Origin of the sequence: Cytobacillus eiseniae (assembly GCF_017874625.1) — a bacterium.
GTDB lineage: Bacteria > Bacillota > Bacilli > Bacillales > Cytobacillaceae > Cytobacillus > Cytobacillus eiseniae.
This window is the reverse complement of the sequence record NZ_JAGIKZ010000025.1, coordinates 15327-38809: the sequence shown is the minus strand read 5'-3', so window position 1 is coordinate 38809 and position 23483 is coordinate 15327. Positions and strand designations below refer to the sequence as shown.

The 23483-nt window shown below is 38.0% G+C and carries 26 protein-coding genes; 13 read left to right on the top strand and 13 right to left on the bottom strand.

The features are described from left to right. Positions 1-33 precede the first annotated feature (33 nt). Complete coding sequence (mutY, locus tag J2Z40_RS16060; RefSeq protein ID WP_066391772.1) at positions 34-1143, bottom strand: A/G-specific adenine glycosylase; 1110 nt, start codon at positions 1141-1143, stop codon at positions 34-36. A gap of 190 nt (positions 1144-1333) precedes the next feature. Between mutY and J2Z40_RS16055 the strand changes: the two genes are divergently transcribed. Then, complete coding sequence (locus tag J2Z40_RS16055; protein ID WP_066391771.1) at positions 1334-2314, top strand: metal-dependent hydrolase; 981 nt, start codon at positions 1334-1336, stop codon at positions 2312-2314. A 224-nt stretch (positions 2315-2538) separates the two neighbouring features. Here J2Z40_RS16055 and J2Z40_RS16050 read toward each other — a convergent pair whose 3' ends face one another. Next, positions 2539-2808, bottom strand: coding sequence for a YfhJ family protein (locus tag J2Z40_RS16050; protein ID WP_066391770.1), 270 nt, complete (start codon positions 2806-2808; stop codon positions 2539-2541). Positions 2809-2936: 128 nt separating this feature from the next. On the opposite strand from J2Z40_RS16050, the gene J2Z40_RS16045 reads away from it, so the two are divergent. Both J2Z40_RS16045 and J2Z40_RS16040 read left to right on the top strand, forming a co-directional pair. Next, positions 2937-3107: a small, acid-soluble spore protein K gene (locus J2Z40_RS16045; protein ID WP_066391769.1), complete on the top strand. Its 171-nt coding sequence runs from the start codon at positions 2937-2939 to the stop codon at positions 3105-3107. Positions 3108-3147: 40 nt separating this feature from the next. Further along, complete coding sequence (locus tag J2Z40_RS16040; protein ID WP_083953834.1) at positions 3148-3291, top strand: YpzG family protein; 144 nt, start codon at positions 3148-3150, stop codon at positions 3289-3291. A 164-nt stretch (positions 3292-3455) separates the two neighbouring features. Here the strand turns inward: J2Z40_RS16040 and J2Z40_RS16035 are convergent, their stop codons facing one another. Next, a complete protein-coding gene (locus J2Z40_RS16035; RefSeq protein WP_066391768.1) occupies positions 3456-3773 on the bottom strand; it encodes a YfhH family protein in 318 nt (105 codons plus the stop codon). Between the two features lie 154 nt (positions 3774-3927). Here J2Z40_RS16035 and J2Z40_RS16030 point away from each other — a divergent pair, with 154 nt between their 5' ends. Then, a complete protein-coding gene (locus J2Z40_RS16030) occupies positions 3928-4599 on the top strand; it encodes an SDR family NAD(P)-dependent oxidoreductase (protein WP_066391767.1) in 672 nt (223 codons plus the stop codon). Between the two features lie 142 nt (positions 4600-4741). Here J2Z40_RS16030 and recX read toward each other — a convergent pair whose 3' ends face one another. Further along, complete coding sequence (gene recX / locus J2Z40_RS16025; protein ID WP_066391766.1) at positions 4742-5539, bottom strand: recombination regulator RecX; 798 nt, start codon at positions 5537-5539, stop codon at positions 4742-4744. 108 nt (positions 5540-5647) lie between these two features. On the opposite strand from recX, the gene J2Z40_RS16020 reads away from it, so the two are divergent. The 3 genes from J2Z40_RS16020 (at position 5648) to J2Z40_RS16010 (ending at position 7064) form a co-directional block, all read left to right on the top strand. Further along, a complete protein-coding gene (locus tag J2Z40_RS16020) occupies positions 5648-6565 on the top strand; it encodes a TIGR01777 family oxidoreductase (protein WP_066391764.1) in 918 nt (305 codons plus the stop codon). Between the two features lie 91 nt (positions 6566-6656). Further along, the gene (locus tag J2Z40_RS16015; protein ID WP_083953833.1) at positions 6657-6782 is read left to right on the top strand and encodes a YfhE family protein; all 126 of its coding nucleotides are present in this window, start codon (positions 6657-6659) and stop codon (positions 6780-6782) included. A 90-nt stretch (positions 6783-6872) separates the two neighbouring features. Further along, complete coding sequence (locus J2Z40_RS16010) at positions 6873-7064, top strand: YfhD family protein (RefSeq protein ID WP_053478895.1); 192 nt, start codon at positions 6873-6875, stop codon at positions 7062-7064. Between the two features lie 71 nt (positions 7065-7135). On the opposite strand, the gene J2Z40_RS16005 is transcribed toward J2Z40_RS16010, so the two are convergent. Then, positions 7136-7636 (bottom strand): DoxX family protein, encoded by a 501-nt coding sequence (locus J2Z40_RS16005; protein WP_066391762.1) that lies wholly within the window; start codon positions 7634-7636, stop codon positions 7136-7138. 527 nt (positions 7637-8163) lie between these two features. Between J2Z40_RS16005 and J2Z40_RS16000 the strand changes: the two genes are divergently transcribed. Further along, on the top strand, positions 8164-8829 hold the full coding sequence (locus J2Z40_RS16000; protein WP_066391760.1) for a vWA domain-containing protein: 666 nt from the start codon (positions 8164-8166) through the stop codon (positions 8827-8829). 348 nt (positions 8830-9177) lie between these two features. Here the strand turns inward: J2Z40_RS16000 and J2Z40_RS15995 are convergent, their stop codons facing one another. From J2Z40_RS15995 to J2Z40_RS15985, 3 genes are all read right to left on the bottom strand, one after another. Beyond that, positions 9178-11004, bottom strand: coding sequence for an ABC transporter ATP-binding protein (locus J2Z40_RS15995; RefSeq protein WP_066391758.1), 1827 nt, complete (start codon positions 11002-11004; stop codon positions 9178-9180). Continuing rightward, a complete protein-coding gene (locus J2Z40_RS15990; protein WP_066391753.1) occupies positions 10997-12724 on the bottom strand; it encodes an ABC transporter ATP-binding protein in 1728 nt (575 codons plus the stop codon). The genes J2Z40_RS15995 and J2Z40_RS15990 overlap by 8 nt, the downstream gene beginning before the upstream one ends. A 180-nt stretch (positions 12725-12904) precedes the next feature. After that, on the bottom strand, positions 12905-14530 hold the full coding sequence (locus J2Z40_RS15985) for a sensor domain-containing protein (protein WP_245350134.1): 1626 nt from the start codon (positions 14528-14530) through the stop codon (positions 12905-12907). A gap of 252 nt (positions 14531-14782) precedes the next feature. Between J2Z40_RS15985 and J2Z40_RS15980 the strand changes: the two genes are divergently transcribed. Next, positions 14783-15232 carry a V4R domain-containing protein gene (locus tag J2Z40_RS15980; protein WP_066391748.1) on the top strand — a complete coding sequence of 150 codons (450 nt, stop codon included), beginning with the start codon at positions 14783-14785 and terminating at the stop codon, positions 15230-15232. Between the two features lie 84 nt (positions 15233-15316). Here the strand turns inward: J2Z40_RS15980 and J2Z40_RS15975 are convergent, their stop codons facing one another. Both J2Z40_RS15975 and J2Z40_RS15970 read right to left on the bottom strand, forming a co-directional pair. Further along, positions 15317-16768 carry a substrate-binding domain-containing protein gene (locus J2Z40_RS15975; protein ID WP_066391746.1) on the bottom strand — a complete coding sequence of 484 codons (1452 nt, stop codon included), beginning with the start codon at positions 16766-16768 and terminating at the stop codon, positions 15317-15319. Positions 16769-16871: 103 nt separating this feature from the next. Continuing rightward, positions 16872-17858 (bottom strand): diaminopimelate dehydrogenase, encoded by a 987-nt coding sequence (locus J2Z40_RS15970; protein ID WP_066391743.1) that lies wholly within the window; start codon positions 17856-17858, stop codon positions 16872-16874. Between the two features lie 325 nt (positions 17859-18183). On the opposite strand from J2Z40_RS15970, the gene J2Z40_RS15965 reads away from it, so the two are divergent. Both J2Z40_RS15965 and J2Z40_RS15960 read left to right on the top strand, forming a co-directional pair. Then, positions 18184-18552: a hypothetical protein gene (locus tag J2Z40_RS15965; RefSeq protein WP_066391741.1), complete on the top strand. Its 369-nt coding sequence runs from the start codon at positions 18184-18186 to the stop codon at positions 18550-18552. A 3-nt stretch (positions 18553-18555) separates the two neighbouring features. Then, positions 18556-19014 (top strand): MltG/YceG/YrrL family protein, encoded by a 459-nt coding sequence (locus tag J2Z40_RS15960; protein WP_066391739.1) that lies wholly within the window; start codon positions 18556-18558, stop codon positions 19012-19014. A 116-nt stretch (positions 19015-19130) separates the two neighbouring features. Here the strand turns inward: J2Z40_RS15960 and J2Z40_RS15955 are convergent, their stop codons facing one another. After that, positions 19131-19385, bottom strand: coding sequence for an amino acid decarboxylase (locus J2Z40_RS15955; protein ID WP_066391738.1), 255 nt, complete (start codon positions 19383-19385; stop codon positions 19131-19133). Between the two features lie 160 nt (positions 19386-19545). On the opposite strand from J2Z40_RS15955, the gene J2Z40_RS15950 reads away from it, so the two are divergent. After that, the gene (locus J2Z40_RS15950; RefSeq protein WP_083953832.1) at positions 19546-19932 is read left to right on the top strand and encodes a DUF1360 domain-containing protein; all 387 of its coding nucleotides are present in this window, start codon (positions 19546-19548) and stop codon (positions 19930-19932) included. Positions 19933-19958: 26 nt separating this feature from the next. Here the strand turns inward: J2Z40_RS15950 and hemG are convergent, their stop codons facing one another. Next, positions 19959-21344, bottom strand: a complete 1386-nt coding sequence (gene hemG / locus J2Z40_RS15945) for a protoporphyrinogen oxidase (RefSeq protein WP_066391736.1) — start codon at positions 21342-21344, stop codon at positions 19959-19961. A 174-nt stretch (positions 21345-21518) separates the two neighbouring features. Between hemG and J2Z40_RS15940 the strand changes: the two genes are divergently transcribed. Continuing rightward, positions 21519-21896, top strand: coding sequence for a DoxX family protein (locus tag J2Z40_RS15940; protein WP_245350133.1), 378 nt, complete (start codon positions 21519-21521; stop codon positions 21894-21896). A 429-nt stretch (positions 21897-22325) separates the two neighbouring features. Here the strand turns inward: J2Z40_RS15940 and cyoE are convergent, their stop codons facing one another. Next, positions 22326-23267 carry a heme o synthase gene (cyoE, locus tag J2Z40_RS15935; RefSeq protein ID WP_066391728.1) on the bottom strand — a complete coding sequence of 314 codons (942 nt, stop codon included), beginning with the start codon at positions 23265-23267 and terminating at the stop codon, positions 22326-22328. Between the last annotated feature and the right edge of the window lie 216 nt (positions 23268-23483).

Here is a 23483-nt window from a genome sequence, read left to right as displayed (position 1 = left end):
ACACCCATTTAAAAAAGGGGCGGTCGTGAATGATTAGCCCTCTTTTTCTATATGTTGAATAAATTGCTGAAAAATCTTCTGGTGTGATACAGAAAAGGTATATGCCTTCATTTCTTCGGCTGTTACTAATTTTACTTCTGCTGATTCCTTTGCAATCGATCGAACCTGCCCTTGATATGCATTAATATTCCACGTCAAATGTGAGAAAACATGCTCAATTTGCCCGATCATTTCTCCTATTTGAATCTCTGCTTCATATGCATCTTTGACCATTTCATTTAATTGGTCCTTTTCATTAATAAATGCTTGAATGACTTCTGTATTCGGAAATTCCCAAAGATTGGCTAAAAGGCCTTTATCCGGTCTTTTATGAATAAGAAATTTCCCTTCCGCATTCTGTAGAACAGCTGCGACAATTTGCACATGACGATGTTTTTTCTTCCTCGTTTTGACAGGCAACTCATTCTGCGTACCTTCACGGAAGGCATCGCAATGCTCTTGGACTGGGCATAGTAAGCAGCTTGGTGAGGTAGGTGTACAAATTAAAGCCCCTAGCTCCATTAACGCCTGATTAAAATACGAAGGATTATCATGAGAAATTAAAGCTCTAACTGCCGCTTCAAATACTTTTCTTGATGAAGCTTTCGCAATATCGTCCCATATCGATAATATTCTTGATAAAACCCTCATCACATTTCCATCAACTGCTGGTTCTGGAATGCCATATGCAATACTGAGAATCGCACCAGCTGTATATGGGCCTACCCCTTTTAAAGAAGAAATCTCTTGTGGGTCTGCCGGTACTTTCCCATCGTAATTCTCATACACTTCTTTGACAGCTGATTGAAGATTTCGTACCCTAGAGTAGTATCCAAGTCCTTCCCATGCCTTTAGTACTCGTTCTTCCTCCGCATTTGATAAAGCTTCTATCGTTGGAAATTGCTCAATAAATCCTTGAAAATATGGAATCACAGTATCCACTCGGGTTTGCTGCAGCATGATTTCTGATACCCATATTTTATACGGATCCTTGTCCTTTCTCCACGGCAACTCTCTCTGCTCTGCCTCAAACCAGCTAATTAAATCTTGTTGAAATTTATCAATATCGATGTTTTCTAATTGTTTTACTTGCGCTTTCTTCACGGTATTTCCTCCATATTGCTTTTTCGTTTGGATAATCACCTCATAAATTGGGAAAATTTATGACAGGATTTTCTTTGCCCTTTTGTCTCAAAAATTCCCCTATTTTTCACTAGTGTAACATGTGAAATAAGGATAATATTATAGTAAGGGATCTATTTGTTCACTACCTAAATAAAGGAGGTTTTTCCCTTTGGATACAGGTACTCATATCGTTATGGGCCTCGCACTTGCAGGCATTTCTACCCTTGATCCAGTCGTTGCTGAAAGTTCAGCAGCTACAACAAGCGTCATGATAGGAGTCGTTGTTGGCTCACAAATCCCTGATATCGATACCATTTTAAAATTAAAAAATAATGCTGTATATATACGCAATCATCGCGGAATTACCCATTCAATTCCGGCTGTTCTATTATGGCCAATTGCATTGACCGCTCTTATTTATCCTTTTTTTCCTGAAACTAATTTGCTCCATTTATGGCTTTGGACTTTTTTAGCTGTTTTCCTTCATGTATTTGTCGATATTTTCAATGCGTATGGAACCCAAGCATTAAGGCCCTTCTCATCAAAATGGGTAGCTCTAGGAGTCATTAACACGTTTGATCCCTACATATTTGGGATTCATATTATCGGTCTCATTATTTGGGCCTTTGGTGCAAACCCTGGCTATACATTTATTTATATATACGGTTTATTAATCGCCTATTATTTCCTGCGATTCCGTGCACGGCACAAAGTATATAAGGAAATTAAAACGATGATTCCTGATGCAACTGAAATTATTATCGCTCCTACAATGAAATTTAGCCAATGGCGAATTGCCGTCATGAACAAACATCAATTTTTCGTTGGTCGAGCAGAAAACAATCAAGTGCAAATTCTGGATCAATTCAATCGTGTACCCGTTCCAGAAACACCTGTACTCAATGCAGCGAAAAAAGATAAAAACTTATCTGCCTTCTTATCCTTTTCACCTGTATACCGCTGGGAAATTGATGAGTATGATGAGTATTATGAAGTACGCTTCATTGATCTTCGTTATCGCAGCAATGACTATTACCCATTTGTTGCCGTCGTTCAACTTGATCCTCAGTTTAACATAATTACATCCTATACTGGGTGGATTTTCAGTGAGGAAAAGCTAAGGAAAAAGCTTGAAATTATTCCGAATTAAGAAAAGCGTAAGCGCCTAAGGTCTCGGCCGTACAAACTGGAATGGACAATGATAGCGATAAAGGAAACACAGTGAGTGTGAGCAAACCCCGTTTGACGCAATCGTTGCAAAGGTGACCTGCAGTTCGATAGGCGTTAGATGCTTGAGCTAGACAATTCTCTCTCTCACAAGCTTTCTTATCTTTTAAAATATTCAGGCTGCCTCAAATAGTGAGACAGCCTGTATTAATGCCATTTATTCATATCATCTTCAAGCAAATGCTTGTATTTCGGGTTATGGGCAACAAATTCATGGAGCTTATCGCCATAATATTCAATCCATTGACTGACAACCTTCACTGTCATTTCATTGCCTTTGTATTCCCTGCCTGCTTTTGCATAAGTCGCCTCAAAATCTTCCCAAAGAAGCTCTACCCATGTCTGAGCTTGATTTGCTGATAATTGATCATTAATCTCTAACAAGCGCTCGAATAATCGCTTTTGGTATTCATTCATTTCTTCACCCCCATTACCAATAACTAACCATCATACCTTTCGTAAAGAAACCAATACTATAATTACGTGACCAGCATTCTTCAATTGTTTGCTTTTCACGGTTTTATTAAGGGTCAGGAGGAATAGCCATGCGTAACAAAGTTAAAAACTTCCCGAACCAAAATAATAATAAATTTGAAGGCGAGCCTAGAGCCAAAGCAGAATACGCTTCAAAAAGAGCAGATGGGACCATCAATACACACCCACAAGAAAGAATGCGGGCATCGACTAACCGTGATAGTGATACACCCGACTTCTAAAAAAAGCCAATCTGCATAAAAATGACTAGGAGGTTTGATGATGGGAAAACCAAAAAATTTCTTCCATACAAAATTCAATGCACCTAATTTTAGACCGAAACGTGCACACTCACAAGTGAATGGAGAAACCCAATTATCACAAAACCTGATCATTTTAGAAGCACAAACAAGAAAAAGATCTTAATTAGAAAAGCGAAAGTGCCTAAGGTTTCGCGGTACAAACTGGAAGGGCTCCGAACGAGATAAAGGAAACACGGTGAGATACGAACCGGTGTTGACTTATCGAAAAGTTTGATAGGCGATAAGGCACTGAAGCAATAAGGAGAAAGAGGCTTGTCCTCTTTCTTCTTACTTTTTCAATAATGAAATTGGCAATGCTTCTTCTGCTTTGTCTCCATTTAAACGATAGCCCCAGGCAAAGACACCATTCATGTAATCAATTTTGAAATAGGAGCCTGGATCGCCTTCAATCTCATAAATTTCTCCAGCTTTATAATCATCTGGATTTAATAAATATGACTTAGCCATCACAACTTTTCTTTCCATTACCGCAAATTCATTCACCATGCCCATTTGTTCGGCTTTTCTCGCCTTTTCATTCAATTTAGAGATCTCCTGCTGAAGCTCATATTGTGTCATTGAGCTATATCTTTTTACCTGTGTCATAGTGTCCACCCATCCCTGTCTGTATGTATATCCATTTATATTTTAATAATAGCATTTGAACATCATATTAAGTATAGTGAATAATATAGGCTTAGAAAAGGGAAAAGCATGATTCTCTTCCTTGAATAAAACGATAGAAGGAGAACAACAACAAATGAAAACAATCATTATTACAGGTGCTGGATCAGGTTTAGGGAAAGAGTTGGCATTACAATATAGCAGTAAAGGATACCATCTGCTCTTAATCGGGAGAACAGAATCAAAATTAAAAGAAATCGAAACGCAAATAAAAGATAAAGGCGGATATGCTGACTCCGTTGTACTTGATATTACTAATGATGAAGCCGTCCACTCGTTCGTAAGGATGGCACATAATCAATTTGATCTTTATGGATTAATCAACAACGCAGGAGTCGGTCACTTCGGTCCTTTCGAAAAAATGACTGCTACAGAAATTATGGAAATGCTTCATACGAACGTCTTGGGCACCATCTACATGTCACAGGCACTTCTTCCAGTTCTACAAGGAAAAGAGGAAGCACTCTTGATGAATATCATTTCAACAGCTGGACTAAAAGGAAAAGTAAATGAGGCTGGCTATGTCGCCTCCAAATTTGCTGTGCGTGGATTGACAGAAAGCCTTCAAAAGGAATATGAACATACGAATGTAAAAATTAAAGCGGTATACATGGGTGGAATGGATACCCCTTTTTGGGATCATAACGATCATATTCAGGATAAATCCCGCCTGCGCTCACCTGCGGACGTTGCCGAAATGATTATCGCTAATACCGCAAAGGATGAAATTATTATTGAATCTAAATAACGTAAAAAAAGCTGTTCATTTTATGGACAGCTTTTTACATTAAATGATCGTATTTTAATGAAATTGGGCTCAAGTTTATTGCCACTTTTCCTGATTTAACGGCTACTCATTAGTAAGCACAACTTTTTTAAAACAACGTCCATTACTTTTCTGCAAGCTCTTCCAACACCAATTCGATCTGTTCAAGTGTAAAGCCTTTTCGATAAAGGGTTTGTTTCATTTTTTGCTTATATTCAAACTCGGGCAGATTTGCATATTTTCGATGGGCCTTTTCTGTTTGTGTGCGCAAGGCCATCATTTCTTCATCCTCTGCTTTTTCCATATTCGCTTCAGCAATGGCCGCTTGGATCATTTCAAATGAGTAACCCTTTCGTGTAAGCATCATTTCTAGCTTTTGCTTCATTATTTTCGAGGAATCACATGAGTTTTTTTGAACAAATTTCTCACTAAGGGCAATCGCTGTTTCTAGTTCCTTCTCATAAGGGTATTCTTGTAATGCACGATCAATCGTATTTTCTAGAATCCCCTTCTCACGCAGCTCCCTGTGAATCAGTTCTTTCCCTTTATCGGTCGTGTTCATTTGAGTTCTTACGAAAGCAATAGCAAATTCCTCGTCATTTAAGAAGCGATATTGATGCAATCGATGAACGACTTCCTGAATAATCGGTTCATCTACTTCCTTTTCCTTCAAATGCTTTCGCACTTCCGCTTCTGACCGCATTCTCCTCGACAAATACTGGATGGCCAAATTATATGATTTTCGAATGTCATCCTGATAGGCAATTTCTGAAAGCTGGAACTCATCTAGCTCCATTCCCTTTTTAAGCTGATGCTTAATTAATACATCTTCATCAACACTGAAAGCATATTTTTCATCTAAAAAGATATTATAGCGATCTGTCTTTTTTTGCTGGATTGATATTTTCGTTATGATAGGCATTTTCTTCACCTCTCCATTAATGTAACACATTTTTTTAAAAGGGATTATGACTTATTTGAAGAAAGTAACTCTATATCGTTTTGCAGACATAGGAAGAGGAGGTTAGAAATGAAAATTGCCATTTCAGGTGGAACAGGATTTGTCGGCCTTTCATTGACAAAGGAATTGATCGATAAAGGGCATGAGGTTTTTATCTTAACTAGAAGCATTAAAAATAAAAAGAATACGGAGAAAATGACTTATGTACAATGGCTGAATGAAGGTGATCACCCCGCTAGAGCATTAGAAGGCATTGATGTACTGATTAATCTTGCGGGTGAATCGATAAATAGCGGCAGATGGACAGACAAAAGGAAAAAGAACATTTTAGATAGCCGAATTTTTACAACAAAAGAGATACTAAACATACTGAACCAATTTCAAAAAAAACCACAGGCATTCATCCAAGCGAGTGCCATTGGTTATTATGGTTTATCAAATACACTTACTTTTACAGAAGAATCCACTCATACTGGTTCAGACTTTCTAGCGCAAACGGTTCAGAAGTGGGAATTACAAGCTTCTGCAGCAAAGGAAGAGAAGATTCGAACTGTTTACTGTCGTTTCGGAATCATCCTTGATAAAAATGGTGGAGCGCTGCCGCGTATTGCTATGCCCTATTCATTTTTTGTTGGTGGTACGGTTGGCTCGGGAAAGCAATGGGTATCTTGGATTCATTTGCACGATGTTGTAAAAGCGATTGAGTTTGTGATAACTACGAATGAAATAGAAGGACCTGTTAATTTCACAGCACCAAATCCCGTTTCGATGAGAGAATTTGGCAAGACGCTTGGAAAGGTGCTGGAGCGCCCACATTGGATACCAGCACCAGCATTTGCTTTAAAAATAGCATTAGGTGAGATGAGCATACTCGTGCTAGAAGGACAAAAGGTCATTCCGAACAAGCTCGTATCACACGGCTTCACCTTCAGCTTTCCAAAGCTAGACGATGCGTTAAAGGATATTTATCGGCCTGTGACCAATTAGGAAATATTATCGATTCACCTGTATCAATCCTTTCTAATTAGGGAAAAATAAGAAGTGTGTAAATTAACCTTATTTTGAAAGGATGATTGAAATGGATAAGAAAACAAAAGATAAAAAGAAACGATCATTATCGAGTATGCAAGAGGTTCTTTACTCACGTGAATTTAAGATGGCCGATCGAGCTGGGGGCTATGTCGGAAGAAACACCAAACATTAATTTCCATACATATCACTCCTTAAAAAGGCAAAAATAAAAAAGGAAAGCATATGCTTTTCGCGATTATTTATGCTGAAAGGGGTTTTGGCAATGGGTCGTTCACGCGGACAAAGATCTCGTGATAAAAACAAAGCATCACTGCCACAAGTACCACAAAACATGAAATCCGATGGAATTGACGAAGAGTACTCAGCAGAGCTCGCTGATCAAGCAGATTTGGAGGCACAAGCCCGAGCAAATGCTGCCAATCAACGAGTAAAAGGTAAACAGAGAAAGAGTTAAAAAATAAAAAAAGGAAGCAAATTTCCTTCATCTTGGAAATCTGCTTCCTTTTACATTTATTTATAAGAGGGTTAATTCGTATTCGCTGCTTCAGTCTTATCTCCACGTTTGTTAATTAGGTTTTTCACGTATGGGATTGCAAAACGGTCAACACCCCAGAAGTAAGCGCCAGTACCAGTAAAGAGTAAGATGATTGCTGTAGTATAAAGAACTGGATTAGTGCTGACTGTACCTGCTAATAAGAAGTTAAGATTCATGAATGCTCCTGCAATTAATGCTGGAATTGTTGCTGCACCAAGGATAAGACCAATACCGACTAATACTTCACCATATGCAACCAATGTGCTGAATAAATCTGCATTCGGTAATGCTACTGTTTCAATAAAGCCTGCATACCAGCCTTGCACTGTTGGGTTTTCCCCTGCAGCCTTTGCAATAGCTCCTTGCATAAATCCACTTGCATCAAATCCGTCAACCACTTTATGCCATCCACCTTGAATCCATTGTACACCTAGCCAAATTCGTAAGATCGTCCAAACAACTGCTACTTGAGGAGTTTTCCACCATTTCATAGTAATCATCTCCAGATTTTTATTTTATTGTGATGTGATTCACAATGTTTGCGAAATTTTTTTACCCATTCAAGGGTGTTAAGCCGGCCAGCTTATTTTAGTAGAAAGCTATTTAAGTGACTTAGCTATTTTTGTGAAATGTTTCACTTGCTTTCTACACTTTTAATATACGCTGTATTCATCCTATTTGCAATCGACTTCACATATCTTTCACATAAGTTCTTTTGAATTTGAACAAACTGTGAATTGCAAGTTATGCACAATCCTGTGGGTAATGTGAATAACACCTTGAAACCCTATTATATCAATACTTTTAGCAACTATTAAATTCCTCGCTTCTTACTGTGGATAATGTGGAAAAGTCTGTGGATTACTTATGATTTCTACATTTTTAATGTTGATAAATACTCGGATAACTTTTCGCCTTTTTCATCGAGGGACCCTTTAGTTTTCAGAATCTTCATTCCTCGCTCGTCACCTTTTATGGTACATTAATTATATACTTGTCACACAAGGAGGATGTTCAAATGAGTTCAATCAGCTTACTAAAAAAATCCGCACAAATTGTTTTGGAAAAAAAGAATTTAACGAATGTTTCAGCAAGAGTTGCACTTGTTTTGGATATTTCAGGATCGATGCGCCGGCTTTATAAAAACGGAACGGTTCAAAAAGTAGTCGAACGTATTCTTGCTGTTGCTAGCCAATTTGATGATGATGGATCATTAGATGTTTGGGTGTATGATAACGAGTTCTCCAGACTAAAACCTGTGACAGAAATAGATTTTGCTGGCTATGTAGACGATTATATTTTAAATAATTCCCTTATTCATAAGTTTGGAAGAAATGATGAACCACCTGTAATGGAGGATGTCATCCATAAGTATACGGTAGAAGATCCTAGTGCTGATCCTGCTTTTATCGTATTTATTAACGATGGCGGATGCAAAAGAACGATAAAAAGACCTGTCGTCTCATCTTCTAATAAACCTCTATTCTGGCAGTTTGTCGGCATCGGCGACTCTAATTTTGAAGTGCTGGAAAAATTGGATACGATGGAAGGCCGATACATCGATAATGCTAACTTTTTCCACATAAAAGACATCGAGAAAATAACAGATGATGAGCTCTATCAATTACTGTTAAATGAATTTCCTGAATGGCTAGAGGAAGCAAAGGAAAAAGGGGTACTTTAAAATAAAAAAGCCAAGAAGAATGATCAATCATCTCTTCCTGGCTTTTTTGCTTGGGAGCTCCTTAGCGACCGGGTAATCGATTTTGAATAAATATCGGTCGACATGGGAGCTCCTTGGCGACCGGGAAGTCGAGTTTGAACTATTATCGGTCGACATGAATGCTTCATAGCGACCAGGAAGTCGAGTTTGAACAATAATCGGTCGACATGGGAGCTCCTTGGCGATCGGGTAATCGAGTTTGAACTATTATCGGTCGACATGAATGCTCCATAGCCCCCCAATATTAGAGAAGCGGAGAAACTCCCTTTTCAAACATCCTACATTCAGTTTTAACAACAGGTTCTTTCCTTAAAACGATGCAGCGGACTTTCCGTGCAGCTGATAATAAAAACCTTCCCTCTCAAGCAATGTTTCATGTGTGCCTTCTTCAATGATCTGCCCGTCATCAAGGACAAAGATTCTGTCTGCATTCTGAATGGTATTCAAACGATGGGCAATTACAAAGCTTGTTCTTCCCTTCATTAATTCCTGTAATGCCGCTTGGATCTTTAATTCAGTAATCGTATCGATGCTGCTTGTCGCCTCATCTAATACTAAAAGTGAAGGTCTCGCAAGAAAGGCTCTTGCAATCGAAAGCAATTGTTTCTGCCCTTGACTGATCCCGCTCCCATCCTGACTTAATAACGTATCATAGCCATCCGATAGCTTTGTTATAAAAGAATGAGCATTTGCGAGCTTTGCAGCCTCCACTACCTCTTCATCTGTTGCCTCAAGCCTGCCGTAGCGAATATTCTCCCGAACGGTTCCTTGAAAGAGAAAGGGATCTTGGAGAACAAAACCCATTTGCTTGCGTAAACTTTCTTTTTTCACATTAGCAATATCAACACCATCAATCAATATTTGGCCGCTATCTACTTCATAAAATCGTGAAAGTAAATTGATCATCGTTGTTTTCCCTGCACCTGTCGGACCGACAAACGCTGCTGTTTCACCTGGATAGACATGGAGATGTACATTCTTAACCGTTTTACTTTCTTCTTCATATGAAAAGGTTACATTGCTAAAGACAACATCCCCCAAAACTTTTGATAATTCTTGAAGCCTGCTTTCTTCTTTAAATTCTCCCTCTTCATCGATGATTTCAAACACTCTCTCTGCACCTGCAATAGCAGAGAGTAAGGTATTGAACTGATTAGCAAGATCATTCAGAGGACGAGTGAACTGACGTGAATACTCGACAAAAATGACAATCACACCGATCGAGATCGCTCCATTTAACGCAAGGATCCCGCCAATCCCAGCAATAACAGCAAAACTAAGATTGTTTAATACGTTCATCAGCTTCGGAATAAAGCCAGAATACGTCTGTGCCCAAAAACCTGCTACTCTCAGTTTTTCACCTTTCTCCAAAAATTCCGCCGTCACCTTCTCTTCTTGTGAAAAGGTTTTAATAATTCGCTGGCCAGAAATTGTTTCCTCGATAAACCCATTTAATTCACCAAGGTTCTTCTGCTGCTCCTTAAATAATCTGCCCGTGCGTTTTGTAATCCACTTCATTCCGAAATACATTAGCGGAACAATGATTAACGTTAATCCTGTCAATAACGGGCTAAGCCAAAGCATGACAGACACTGTACCTATAAGGGTAAGTATGCTAGAAAAAATCTGAATCACAGAGCTATTCAGGGTCGAGCTGACATTTTCAATATCATTTGTGATTCGGCTCATTAATTCGCCATGCTGGCGTTTATCAAAGAAAGGAATCGGCAGCTTATGAAGATGCTTAAAAAGCCGCATCCTCATCGTATTCACCGTATTTTGTGCAATCCCAATCATCCAATAGTTTTGAAACCATAAAGCTAAAGAATTGAACACATAAATACATGCCAATCCAATAAGAAGAGGAATAAATCCCTCGATTTTTCTAGTGACGATATAATCATCAATCGCCATCCCAACCAAGAATGGGCTAAGCAACCCAAGAGCTGAGCTGACAACAACTAATAACAGGACAATATATAGCAGCCCTTTATTCATAGAGAGGACTTGCCAAATTCTTTTTAATGTCCGTAAATAATTTTTTGATTTTCGCTTTTTCTCATTTTCTTCATCTGTGATCTTCTCATTTTTAAGAATTCTTTCATATTGAAAAGGCCTTTTAAGCTCTTTAAGCATAATCTCTCTCCTCTCTCGACTGGGAGTGGAAAATTTCCTTGTATAGCTGAGAAGTTTGAAGCAAGGATTGATGGGTACCTTCTGCTAACAATTTGCCATCCTCTAAAAGAATGATTTTATCTGCTTCCATTGCTGTACTAATTTTCTGAGTGATTATGAGCGTTGTACAAGTATATTTTTTTAATGCTCTCAGCAAGTTTGCCTCCGTTTTCATATCTAGCGCACTTGTACTATCATCAAGAAGCAATATTTTTGGCTTTCTTATGAGTGCCCGTGCAATCGAAAGGCGCTGCTTTTGGCCACCTGATAGATTCACGCCTTTTTGTCCAAGCTTTGTTTCAAATTGGTTTGGCAGTTTTTTGATTGTTTCATAGATTTGTGCATCCTTTGCCGCTTCAATGATTTCGTCCATTCCTGCATTTTCCTTGCCCCACGCAATATTTTCCTTCACACTCCCTGAAAACAACAGTGCTTCCTGCGGGACAAAGCCAATTTTCCTTCGCAAGCTTTCTATTTTCAGTTCACGAATGTCCTGTCCGTCCACAAATAATGTTCCATCATTTACATCATAGAGTCTTGGAATTAATTGAAATAGCGTTGTTTTCCCCGAGCCTGTTGCTCCTAAAATCGCTACAGTTTGACCTGGCTGCAAAGTAAAGCTAATGTTTTCTAATGCCGGTGAATCGGTGTCTGGATATTGAAACATAACATGATGAAATTCAATTTTTCCATATGTAATTGTTCCATGAGGATCCACATCTGTCCGGTCGATTAGATCGGCTGGCGTTTCTAGGACTTCAACGATTCGATTCGAAGACGCCTTTGCTCTTGAAAAAGCCATAATAATAAATGAAAAGACAGAGAATGCGCCTGTGATTCGTGTCGCGTAATTGACGATGGCCACAACTTCCCCTACCTGCACGCCCCCAGTATTCACTTGAATGCTGCCAAACCAAAGCACACCCATAATACTAAGATTCATGATTAGAAGCAGAACAGGCATCGTAATTTCCATTACCCGTAACGCAACTTCAGATCGTTCCTTTAAGTCTTCATTCACCTTCGTGAAACGATTAACCTCATGCTTTCTTCTAATAAATGCTTTGATGAGCCGAATTCCTGTTAGTGTTTCCCTCATAACCGCATTAACAGTATCTAACTTTTCTTGCACCTCTTTGAATAGCTGTTCACCCTTTTTCATAAGCCACATGAGAAAAATAAATAAAAATGGCACGACAATTGATAATATAAGGGCAAGCTTTACATTCACAATAAATGCCATAAGGATGCCGCCAATAATAAGCAATGGTGCCCGAAGCATAATTCTCAAGCTCATAAAAACGGTATTTTGAATTTGCGTAATATCATTTGTCATTCGGGTAATCAATGAGGATGTAGGAAATAAATTGAAATTAGCAAAGGAAAAGGACTGTACTTTATCAAATACCTTTTTCCTTACATCAAACCCAAAGCTATAGCTGACATGAGCGGCATAAAAGGAATTGATAATTCCTGCGAAAAAAGCAATGATTGAACAGCCAATAAGGATGCCGCCCCATTTCGTCACAGCAGATAAATCATTCGCCAATATGCCGTCATCAATAATCTTTGCCATGATAAGCGGCTGTACAAGCTCAACTGCAAGCTCTGTTAGCATTAATAAAAGAGCAAACGCAATCGCAATCCGGTACGGCTTTAAATAGGATAATACCTTTATCATTTTTCGTCCCCCAAGTTGGTTTCTTTCCTTCCGTATAAAACCTATATATATGATTGGAAATTCCTTCGAATCCCTAAATAATTAATATAGTACTATCATATCCCCTTTTACCGAATTTTTAAATAACTTTCTCTAAAAAAAGAATAGATCCTACATCGAGTTGCAGGACCTACTAAATAATTATGCATGTATGGGAGCTTGTTTATCATTATGTAAGTAGCCAACGACATGATCGTAGCTTAGCGGTTTACTGAAATAAAAGCCTTGAACCGCGTCACAGGCATGCTGCTTAACGAGTGAAAGCTGTTTGAAGTTTTCTACTCCTTCTGCAATAACCTTTAAATTAAGATCATGCGCTAAGGTAGTGATCGCCTTTGTCAGTGCGATGCTGTTCGGATTTGTATCAATGTCATGAATAAATGAGCGATCAATTTTCAACGTATCCACTGGAAACTCTTTTAAATAATTCAACGAGGAATACCCTGTTCCAAAATCATCAATCGAAATTTGAATGCCTAATTCCTTTAATTGCCGAAGAATGATAATCGCTGAATGGACATCATGCATCACCATATTTTCCGTAATTTCAAGCTCTAAATAGGATGGACTTAACCCCGTATCCTGTAAAATCCTCTTCACATTTTCTACTAGACCGCTTTTTAAAAACTGTCCAGCCGATAAATTGACGGCAACTCTTACAGGGGGATAGCCTGATTCTTGCCATTCTTTCATTTTTCTACATGCTGTCCTTAGCACCCAATCGCCAATTGGAATAATCAATCCTGAATCCTCAGCAATGGGAATAAAGTCTCCTGGAGGAATCATGCCTAAATCTGGATGATTCCATCTTAGCAGTGCTTCTAATGATTTCACCTGATTCGACTTTAAATCCACTTGTGGTTGAAAGTGTAAGAGCAGCTCCTCTCTTTCAAGTGCGCCCCGCAAATTATTTTCCAGCAGCAGTCTTTCAAATCCCCCTGCATTAATATCAGCACTAGCCATCATATACTGATTGCGTCCCTTTTTCTTTGCACGGTACATCGCCGTATCCGCATTCGTAATAAGCTGCTCCACCTCATCCCCATCATATGGGTATAAGCTAATTCCTATACTCGTCGTTATGTACATATCTGTTTCAGCTAAAGCAAATGGTTTAGCAAAGGCTGTGATGATCCTTTTTGCAACATGCTCCGCCTCTTTCTCATCCTTCACATTCTCAATAAAGCAGACAAATTCATCTCCACCCATACGTGCTAGTACATTCTCTTCCCCTATAACCGATTCGATTCGTGCCGCAGTTTCTGATAGTAATTGGTCACCAGATGAATGGCCTAATGTGTCATTAACAAACTTAAAGCGGTCTAAATCTAGGAATAAAACAGCTAGAGTTGATTGATTTTCTCTTGCTCGATTAATTGCAGTCGTCAACTTTTCATTTAGTAATGATCGATTCGGCAGCTCTGTTAGTGGATCCAATCCACAAGTTTGGACTGATGTCATTAACCAAATATAGTATTCTTCTAGCCTATCTGTTGTTTCTACTTGTTTAACAGAGAGACGCCGGAAAATACTCTGTCCATCTTTCTTTCTTAAGCTAACTTCACTTGTCTTTTTTTCTTTAAAAATCTCACTTCCTTTTATGATCGTTTCAATCTTCTGGTCAAGTAGTTCGTCTTTCTCATAGCCACTTAGCTCAATAAAGGAGGAATTGACCAAAGCTATGATGCCCTTTTTATCTGTTATTAAGGCACTAATCATCAGTTGCTCAAATATTTGTTCATATATCTTTCCATTGATCTCCATCATCCACACCCCTTTAGTCTTCAACTACTCAGTTTACAACTTTTCAACAGGAATAATGTTGATATAAATCAATGTTTTGGCAAAAAAAATCAAATATAATAGGAAAAGAGAAAGTTTTTTCGTATATAAGATAAAATTAAAATTTTTTCGATACATAGAAATAAGTAGCTTAGGGTGATTGCCACCTATCAAACTTTAGCACTTCTAGTTCGATAGATGCCGTTCATGTCCCTTTTCTAGCAGGAGGAGAAATAAATGACTTTATTTACTTTTGATGATATGAAAAAAATTAAACGCGAGACTTTAGGCGGCCTTGTCCCTCTTGAATTATTCCGATCTGTCAGGCTTATTGGCATGTACCAAGGTTTGCCAATGAAAGGCAAAAATACAACATTAACGGTTGGGAGAGAAATTGGCAAAAGCATGCCCGTTGAGTCGCTTGAAGATGTACTAACTCTTTTTGAGGAACTCAAAATTGGCATTCCGAAAATCATTGAAAGGACGGAAAATAAGATCCATATTGTCATTGAAGACTGTTTCTGTGAAGGCCTTCCTGTAAATGAAGGCAATATGGTTTGTGACCTTGAAGGCGCAATTTTAGAAGGGGCACTCTCAAAAATTTATGAAGGCAAAATCAATATTCGAGAAATCAAGTGCAATGTCAATGGAGATGAAAACTGCGAATATTTGATTCATATTTCCTAAGAAAAGCGGAGGCACCTTGTCGGGTCTAGGTGCAAGGGCTAGACAATGAAAAGCGGGAGGATCATTCCTCCCGCTTTTCCCTATCTACTGAAGCTTAATGTAACCAACTTCCTCAACAATCTGCTGTCCCTGTGGTCCTGTCATCCACTCAAGAAATGGCTTAATTGTTGGATTTTGAGTATCCTTCAATGTAATCGCATATAAGGATGCGGTAAATGGATATTTTTCAGTTGAGATATTTTCTGGGCTCGGTTCTACCCCATCAATGGCGAGCAATTTAATATCTGAAGTAGGATTCATTCCTGTTGCAAAGAAGCGGAAGGAGAAGCCAATTGAATTTTCGTAATTCCGATAATCAGCCACCTGTTCCAATATTCCGCCCATGCCAGCAGGTACTTCCTCCTTCAGCGGATTCATAATCGGTGTATCTCCCATGATTTTCTCCAAAAGCGTTTGGCTTCCAGAATTTTTTGGACGTTGGAAAGCAATGATTCTTTCATTTTTCCCATTTAATTCGGACCAGTTTTTTATTTTTCCTGAGTAGATTGCTTGAATCTCTTTAACAGTCAAACGATTGACTTGATTATCTGGATTTACAAAGAACACGAAGGCTTCTTTGCCGATCGGTGTCATGACGATTTCCTTCCCTTGTCTCTTTGCCATCTCTTGTTGCTCCACTGAAGGCTCTGCACCGAAGTATATATCTACTTTCCCCGATAATAACCGTTCATAGGAATAGATTGTATTCGTAAAGGACAATTTCTCATGATTCACATTGATATTTGCGATATTTTCATAGACTGCATTTGCAAAAGCAGAATAAACTGGAAAGGCAGCTTCAGCACCATCTAGAACAGGCATATCCGACGGGTTTGAAATGGTAAATGTAGAAGGTGAATCAAGCTTTGGCAATTGATTATTTGGATTTGTTACATCATAAGGATATAAATCGGTGCTTGAATAACCGCCACCATAATCAAATCCATAGGATGGCAATACCGTTTGATTTCGTTGCCATTGAATGGTGGCACCTGTCCCAAAACCAAGAACGATGAGAACAAGTACTGTTATCATTGAGCGCATTTTGAGAAGAGGGCGTTCTTTCTTGATGATCATTGCTGCGATCATCCCCAAAAAAATTGCTAGTTCAAATGCAAGTGGCGCCCATATAAATAATAGCCCAATACCCATTAAGGAGGACATGAAATAAATCGGCGCATAAGCGATATGAGTGATTGCAAAAATAAACCAAACATCATCACCATAAAAACCACTGCTAACGAGCATAAAAATCGCCCACAAGATTGCCGTATATGCAAGAGGGACACAAAACAGAAGCCATCTTTCCCCCATGTCTTGATCTCGCAAGCTCTTGATACTTTTATACCCAATCAAACATCCACCAATAGCAAGTGGCAAAACAGAAGCAAGCATCAAATTTTCTATGCCGATACTCATTAATGCAAAGGTTAAGAAGGACAACGCAAATGGAAAGAACCCAAAATACAATAAGATTGCACCCGCTCTTTTTAACACAGAAACCATCTCCTATATTATATTTAGTGTAATATTACACTAAATATGTTGATTTTACAATAAAAAAGTTACCATCTTTAACCATGGTAACTTTCTATCACTTTTATAGGAGATCTCTTCTTAATTCTGCTGCCGTTTTTGGTGATAAATACACAGGCGGAACTTCTAATACGGATTTTGCCCCTGCTTGTCCTTCCTTATTTAATCGATGAGCTGCACGTGCATAAGCAACAAGCACACTCGATGTAAATTCTGGATTGCTTTCAAGCTTTAATGAAAACTCAATAATTTGTTTGTTTTCTCCACCAGATTCTCCACCGCGAATAACAAATCCCCCATGTGGCAGGCTAGAATGTTTTTCGGCCAATTCCTCTTCCGTAATAAAATTCACTTCTGTTTTATACTCTGCAAAATAGTTCGGCATTGTTTTGATTTCTTTTTCAATTTCCTCTTGATCATATCCTTCTTCTGACACAACATAACAAACACGCAAATGCTTTTCAGCTGTTGAAAGCTCCGGATTTTCTCCACTTCTTACACGATCAACTGCCTCGTTAATCGGAACCGTATATTGTACAGCGCCTTTCACCCCTTCAATTCGACGGATGGCATCTGAATGCCCTTGACTAACCCCATTCCCCCAAAACGTATACGTTTCTCCTTTAGGTAAAATCGCTTCAGACATTAAACGATTAATGGAAAATAGACCTGGATCCCAGCCAACAGAAATGATGCTTGTCTTCCCACTTTCTCGTGCTGCCTTATTAACTGAATCAAAATATTCCGGAATTTTCGCATGTGTATCATAGCTATCAACTGTGTTGAACATCTTAGCAAATTTTGGGCCTTGCTCTGGCAAATCGGTTGCTGAGCCCCCACATAAAATCATCACATCAATTTCATTCTTATATTTTTCTACTTCAGAAATATGCTGCATATTTAAATCTGCTTGATTCATAGAGATACTTTCTGGTGATCGTCTAGTAAAAATACCGACTAATTTCATATCGGTATTTTGTTGAATGGCAGAAACTACTCCTCTTCCTAAGTTCCCATACCCAACAATGCCTACTTTAATTTGATTATTCATTGCTATTCCCCTTTCGTATCTCTATTCTAGAACCTTCACATTCTATTTTTTTATGTTACCTTTTTTTAATGAACTACTCAACAAAAGAAAGATTCATTTTTCAAATTAATTAAGCAAATAAGAAAGATTGGTCTATTAATTTAGGAGAATAGTCAAGGGGTATTCATCCATTAAACCGCTCTAAAATATACCTCTAAAACCTATTCCTTACATAATCATAAGACTATCGCTTTATTTTTTTCTTATCAATCGAATTCCATCTAAAAAGCATGTATAATAGGAACCTGCAGGAGAATTGATTCAAGTAAGGAAGTGTATGTATTAGATGGGATGGATGTTAGGTATTTTATTTGGAATAGCGATCGTGCTGCTCGTTTTATCTTTTTTACAAACAAAGCAATCAACGAATAAATTAGAGCAGCATATCGATCAAGTTTCTTTTTCATTAATGAATGAAGTAAATGAGCTGCAGCAGCAAATTAGAAATGTTGAATTTGATACAGAAATTATTGTTCATGAAGCAGGCATTCTAGCAGAGGATCCCGAGCAGAGAATGTTGTTGAAAGACATGCTTGATTTACATAAGCGCGGATATTCGCTCGATAGCATTGCAGCAGAAAAGCAGCTTACGATAGATGAGGTAGAGAACTTCCTTTTTCCTTATATAAACAAAGGAAGAAAGGAGTCCAATTAAAAAATGAAACCAGAAACGATGCGCAGTTTTGCCGCAGGACTTCTCGTAGCAGCCAGTATGTGTGCGGCCGTCTACTTCCTTGATTCAGAAAAGGAAACAAACACAAAGGTTGTCCAGCAACTTACAGAAGACGAGATGAAAACTGCATTAACAGATAAAGGATATGTCATTCATACAGAAGAAGAATGGAATAATCAGCTTGCTGCCACTCAAACGGATGAACAAAAAAAGCCGAAGGAAGAAGAAGGCACAATTGTTTACCGGACGATGCTTACTGTTTCATTAGGGATGACAAGCATTGATGTCGGCAAGGCGCTAGAAAAAGCACAAATTATTGACAGTGCGAAGGATTTCTTCAATGAAGTAGAAAAACGTGGTGTATCAACGAAACTTCGTCCTGGTACGTATGATGTAGAAAGTGGAATGACAACAGACGAAATTATCGCAGCCATTTTCAAGTAATACGAGCACTTGTGAGCGGAAATCTCCCCTTACCTAATTATGTGTAACTAGCAACACTAGTTATGAAAACAGCCAAAATAAAAAAATGCAGCATATAATTGCTGCATTTTTTCTATTTAAATCTCAGCCAATTTCGCGGCCATTAATTGAAAATGGTCAGAAGCAAGTTCTGTCACTGTAACATTTAATCCAAATGAAGATAAAGCATTAATTAATGGTTCCGCATAAAATGGAACATGGATTTCAAAAATCGTCCCAACTGGCGCTTCTTTTACATATTTAAATACTTCATTTTTCGGATGTTCCCCTCTTGCAATATTTCCTCGAATATCAATAATTGCACGGTTCCCATCTAATTGTATATCTAACATATTTATTTCCTCCATTTTCTTTTATCTAAAGTCTAGTTTAAACGCTAACCTGTTCATATATGATGAGATAAATCACATTTCCACAGAAAGAGTACTAATTTTAAAATAATATCAGTGAATTGAGGTGATAATGAGAAAAAACAATACGGAGGCTCATTTTATGGAATTATCTTGGATGGCATTTGCGATGATCGTTTTAGCAAGTTATCGGTTAACACATTTAATTGTTTTTGATAAAATTGCTGAACCATTGAGAAACCTATTTCTAAAAGAAAAAGAAACGGCCTCACATGAAATCAAAAAGGTGCCTAAATCAATGATCGGTTATTTATTAACATGTTACTGGTGTACAGGCATCTGGTCGGCACTCCTCCTTGGTTTGTCCTACACACTCATCCCCGATATCGCCAAATACATCATTTTCATCCTTGCGATTGCTGGTGCACAGGCCATTTTGGAAACCTTTGTCGGGGTAAATATAAAAAAAACGGAAGCATACAATGAACAAATTAAACAAAGTAAAAAAGCCTCATCTACCATTGAGTAGATCAGGCTTTTTTATTGATTAAACTTTTAAAGAGATTCAATAATTTTTTGTGCTGTTTTCTCACCATTTTCGATGCAGTCGGGAATGCCAACACCATAATAGGAACAGCCAGCAAGTTCAATGCCTGGATAAGAAGCTGTGAGCTTTGCTTCAATGGCTTCTACACTTTTACGGTGGGTAATCATATAATTTGGCATTTGATCAGACCAGTTCGTTACTTCACTTGAAACTGGCTCTGCATCAATTTTAAGGCTTTTCTTAATGTCTTCACGTGCGATTTGCAGCAATTCCTCTTCATTCAAATCCTTGATTGAATCAAATGCAGGGTGCACACTTTTATAAAATAACCTTACAAGTAAATTGCCGCTTTCTGAAGTATGTCCCCATTTTCGGCTTGTCCACGTACAAGCATTGCACATCAAATCATTATCCTCTGCAGCGATATATCCTGTTCCGTCCGCTGGAAGCACATGATCTGGTATGTCATATCCAACATATACACTAATGAGTGAACTATTTTCCAGTGAAGCAAATTCATGCTTTAACTGTTGATCATCTAATAAATTTTCTGCAGCAGAATGAGGGATGCTTAACACGATATGATCCGCTTCAATCATTTCTTGATTATTGAATGTCACTTGATAATGATCATTGATCTTTTCAATTTTTGTCACGGCTGTATTTTTCATCATTTCCGCTTCATCCAGCTTCTTTTCAAAGGCATCAATCATTGCACCTAGCCCATTTCGGAAGGAAATAAATTTTTGACCGCCTCGGCTTTGGAACTTTGCTTTATTTGCTTCAAAGCCTTTAATAATGCTTCCATGTTCTTCCTTATAATCAAATACATATGGTAGTGTGTTTGCAATCGTTAAATCTTCAAGTTTTCCTGAATACACACCAGATAGGACGGGAGCAATTTGTTTCTTAACAATTTCCTTTCCTAGAAAATGCTCAAGGAATGCACCAATCGAATCATTTTTCGTGAATGTTTCGTTTTTCGTATATAAATCCTTTAACGCTTCCACTTTCCCTTCTGCAGAGATTAATGTACTTTTTGCAAGTGATTCCACACTTGCTGGAATTCCGAAAACAGCATCTGCGGGGATCGGCTTGATTTCACCATCTGTATAAATGAATGAACGTCCTGAAGCATTATAAACAATTTCATCTTCTAGCCCTAGTTCTTCAATGAATGTCATCATATTCGCTTTTCTAGTTACAATCGAATCTGCTCCAGCTTCCATTAAGAAGCCATTTTCTTTAATCGTGTGAATCTTCCCGCCAAGCTCACTATTTGCCTCAGCAAGAACAAGCCTAATATCTGATTGATTTGCCTTCTTCCATTTATGTAATTCATACATGGCTGATAATCCTGTCACTCCGCCACCTATAACTAGAACTGTTTTCATTATTACACACCTCTATTTGTATTCTGTTCTCAGTATATTAAATTGTATCATACTGTCATTTTAAAAATGGTGTTAGTCGTCACGGCAAAACTGAAAAATTAGTGTCAGCTTTCAAATCAAATCTTTTCGTATTGTTTGTCCTTTCTCCCGCATACAGTGTTATGAAAGGAGGAGTTGACCATTTATTCTACTATGTCTAGTGTTCATTACATTCGTTATGCAGTTGCTTACGTCTTTATCATTTCCGGCCTCATGAAATTCATAAATGAGGAGTTAAGCCATTCTTTTATTAGCTTAGGTCTGCCTTATCCCTTAACTTTAATGTATATTGTTGCCCTTCTTGAAATCATTTGCGGCATGGCCATATTGATGAATAAATATATCAAACATGCAACCATTCCTTTAATTATCATTATGATTGGTGCCGTACTATTAACGAAGATTCCCATTTTGCACACGGGATTCATGGCTTTTGCTTTTCAAGCAAGATTAGACATTATTATGTTAGTATTATTGACTATCCTTTATTCACAATCGACCAAACGCTTGTAAGCAAGAAGAAAGCGAAGTTTATGGTTATACATCAAAACGAGGGTCTCTTGGAAAACTCACTTCCTTCTAAAAAGAGAATCAAGTAACGAGCACAAAGAAAATAAACGGAGTTTTTCCGGTTAAATGCAGAATGAAGCTCGTTTCCAAGGAAATAAGCGGAGATTTTCCGCCTATTCACTGAAAAATTCACTGTTTTTGAATTTTCTGAGGTAATAGGCGGAATTTCTCCGTCTATTTAAGCTTTTTTTATTAATAAATACGAATTAAGCGGAATATTTCCGTCTATTTATCAGCTCAGGTGCACAACCAACAATTGGTAAGGACCTTCTTACTCCTAGACAATCCCTCTTTCTGTTTTACCAATACAATATTGAACAACGATAAAAAAATAAATAGGCCCAGTCCGCTGACTGAGCCTTCATATTTGTCCTAATTAAAGATTGGCAACGTAACGATGACCATCATTACAAATAGGATCATTATATAATTGACGGAGCAAAGAAAATTCATATGCGCCCATTTAAAATCATCTTTTGTAAAGAATCCACTTATGCCAACAGCCAACCAACCTACATTCATTAATGTCGCAATGACCATAAATATAGTGCCAAGCGAAGCTAATAAGAATGGCCATGGAAGCAGACAGGCAATATAAATGACCATTTGTCTTTTTGTCATTTCAAATCCGTAGACAACTGGAAGCATCGCCACTTTAGCTGCTGCATATTCTTTATGTTTCTTCATCGCGATCGAAAAAGTATGGGGCATTTGAAAAATAAATAAGATCATGAATAGGACGATCGGAACCAAATGAAAGCCAGAATCGATCGCTGTCCAGCCAATCATTGGTGTAACCGCTCCAGAAACACTTCCAATAACTGTATTTAACGTGTATCTTCGCTTTGACCACATCGTATATAATACAACATAAACAAACCATCCAATTAACCCATAAATGGCTGCCTCAATCGTTGTAAAAAGCAAGAAAATAAAACCAATAACAGATAATGAAATCCCTAGTATTAAAACTACTTTAAGTGAGATATTCCCCGTAACGGTTGGACGATTCATCGTTCGATCCATTTTTGTATCTATATCAACATCATACCAATTATTGATAATTAGTGCTCCGGCCACTATCAAAGTACTCCCTAACATTGTTAGAACAAACAATGGCCAGTGATCAGCAAAAGTTAGATTTGAAAAATATAATGCTAGCCAAAACCCTGTAAAAACAGGCAGCACATTTGCCATCAACACTGGTAACTTAAATAGTGATTTAAGATCAGCAAATATTGTAGCAGGCGTCTGCTCACTTGATAAAATTGCCATTTCCCCCTTCTGTGGAGAAGTTTTTACAAATTTACTCATCTATATCCTCCCCATAGAATTAAATAGTATATCTTTGTACATACTTCAATAAAGATACTATATCATTTTTTGAGCCACAATATAAAGACTTTAAAATTCACGTAATCTTCCGAAAATACAAGAAGTATGAATATCCGCGAATTACCTCACGAAAACAAAAGGGGTTTCCCATTAAGAGGAAAACCCAGAACAATTATAATGGTACTTTAATTAATC

What these genes read in the sequence shown, in the direction of transcription:
- J2Z40_RS16050 (WP_066391770.1), bottom strand. Translation starts at nt 2,808, where the DNA reads ATGAATGAATACCAAAAGCGATTATTCGAGCGCTTGTTAGAGATTAAT.
- J2Z40_RS16045 (WP_066391769.1), top strand. Translation starts at nt 2,937, where the DNA reads ATGCGTAACAAAGTTAAAAACTTCCCGAACCAAAATAATAATAAATTT.
- J2Z40_RS16040 (WP_083953834.1), top strand. Translation starts at nt 3,148, where the DNA reads ATGGGAAAACCAAAAAATTTCTTCCATACAAAATTCAATGCACCTAAT.
- J2Z40_RS16035 (WP_066391768.1), bottom strand. Translation starts at nt 3,773, where the DNA reads ATGACACAGGTAAAAAGATATAGCTCAATGACACAATATGAGCTTCAG.
- J2Z40_RS16030 (WP_066391767.1), top strand. Translation starts at nt 3,928, where the DNA reads ATGAAAACAATCATTATTACAGGTGCTGGATCAGGTTTAGGGAAAGAG.
- recX (WP_066391766.1), bottom strand. Translation starts at nt 5,539, where the DNA reads ATGCCTATCATAACGAAAATATCAATCCAGCAAAAAAAGACAGATCGC.
- J2Z40_RS16020 (WP_066391764.1), top strand. Translation starts at nt 5,648, where the DNA reads ATGAAAATTGCCATTTCAGGTGGAACAGGATTTGTCGGCCTTTCATTG.
- J2Z40_RS16015 (WP_083953833.1), top strand. Translation starts at nt 6,657, where the DNA reads ATGGATAAGAAAACAAAAGATAAAAAGAAACGATCATTATCGAGTATG.
- J2Z40_RS16010 (WP_053478895.1), top strand. Translation starts at nt 6,873, where the DNA reads ATGGGTCGTTCACGCGGACAAAGATCTCGTGATAAAAACAAAGCATCA.
- J2Z40_RS16005 (WP_066391762.1), bottom strand. Translation starts at nt 7,636, where the DNA reads ATGAAATGGTGGAAAACTCCTCAAGTAGCAGTTGTTTGGACGATCTTA.
- J2Z40_RS16000 (WP_066391760.1), top strand. Translation starts at nt 8,164, where the DNA reads ATGAGTTCAATCAGCTTACTAAAAAAATCCGCACAAATTGTTTTGGAA.
- J2Z40_RS15995 (WP_066391758.1), bottom strand. Translation starts at nt 11,004, where the DNA reads ATGCTTAAAGAGCTTAAAAGGCCTTTTCAATATGAAAGAATTCTTAAA.
- J2Z40_RS15990 (WP_066391753.1), bottom strand. Translation starts at nt 12,724, where the DNA reads ATGATAAAGGTATTATCCTATTTAAAGCCGTACCGGATTGCGATTGCG.
- J2Z40_RS15985 (WP_245350134.1), bottom strand. Translation starts at nt 14,530, where the DNA reads ATGATGGAGATCAATGGAAAGATATATGAACAAATATTTGAGCAACTG.
- J2Z40_RS15980 (WP_066391748.1), top strand. Translation starts at nt 14,783, where the DNA reads ATGACTTTATTTACTTTTGATGATATGAAAAAAATTAAACGCGAGACT.
- J2Z40_RS15970 (WP_066391743.1), bottom strand. Translation starts at nt 17,858, where the DNA reads ATGAATAATCAAATTAAAGTAGGCATTGTTGGGTATGGGAACTTAGGA.
- J2Z40_RS15965 (WP_066391741.1), top strand. Translation starts at nt 18,184, where the DNA reads ATGGGATGGATGTTAGGTATTTTATTTGGAATAGCGATCGTGCTGCTC.
- J2Z40_RS15960 (WP_066391739.1), top strand. Translation starts at nt 18,556, where the DNA reads ATGAAACCAGAAACGATGCGCAGTTTTGCCGCAGGACTTCTCGTAGCA.
- J2Z40_RS15955 (WP_066391738.1), bottom strand. Translation starts at nt 19,385, where the DNA reads ATGTTAGATATACAATTAGATGGGAACCGTGCAATTATTGATATTCGA.
- J2Z40_RS15950 (WP_083953832.1), top strand. Translation starts at nt 19,546, where the DNA reads ATGGAATTATCTTGGATGGCATTTGCGATGATCGTTTTAGCAAGTTAT.
- hemG (WP_066391736.1), bottom strand. Translation starts at nt 21,344, where the DNA reads ATGAAAACAGTTCTAGTTATAGGTGGCGGAGTGACAGGATTATCAGCC.
- cyoE (WP_066391728.1), bottom strand. Translation starts at nt 23,267, where the DNA reads ATGAGTAAATTTGTAAAAACTTCTCCACAGAAGGGGGAAATGGCAATT.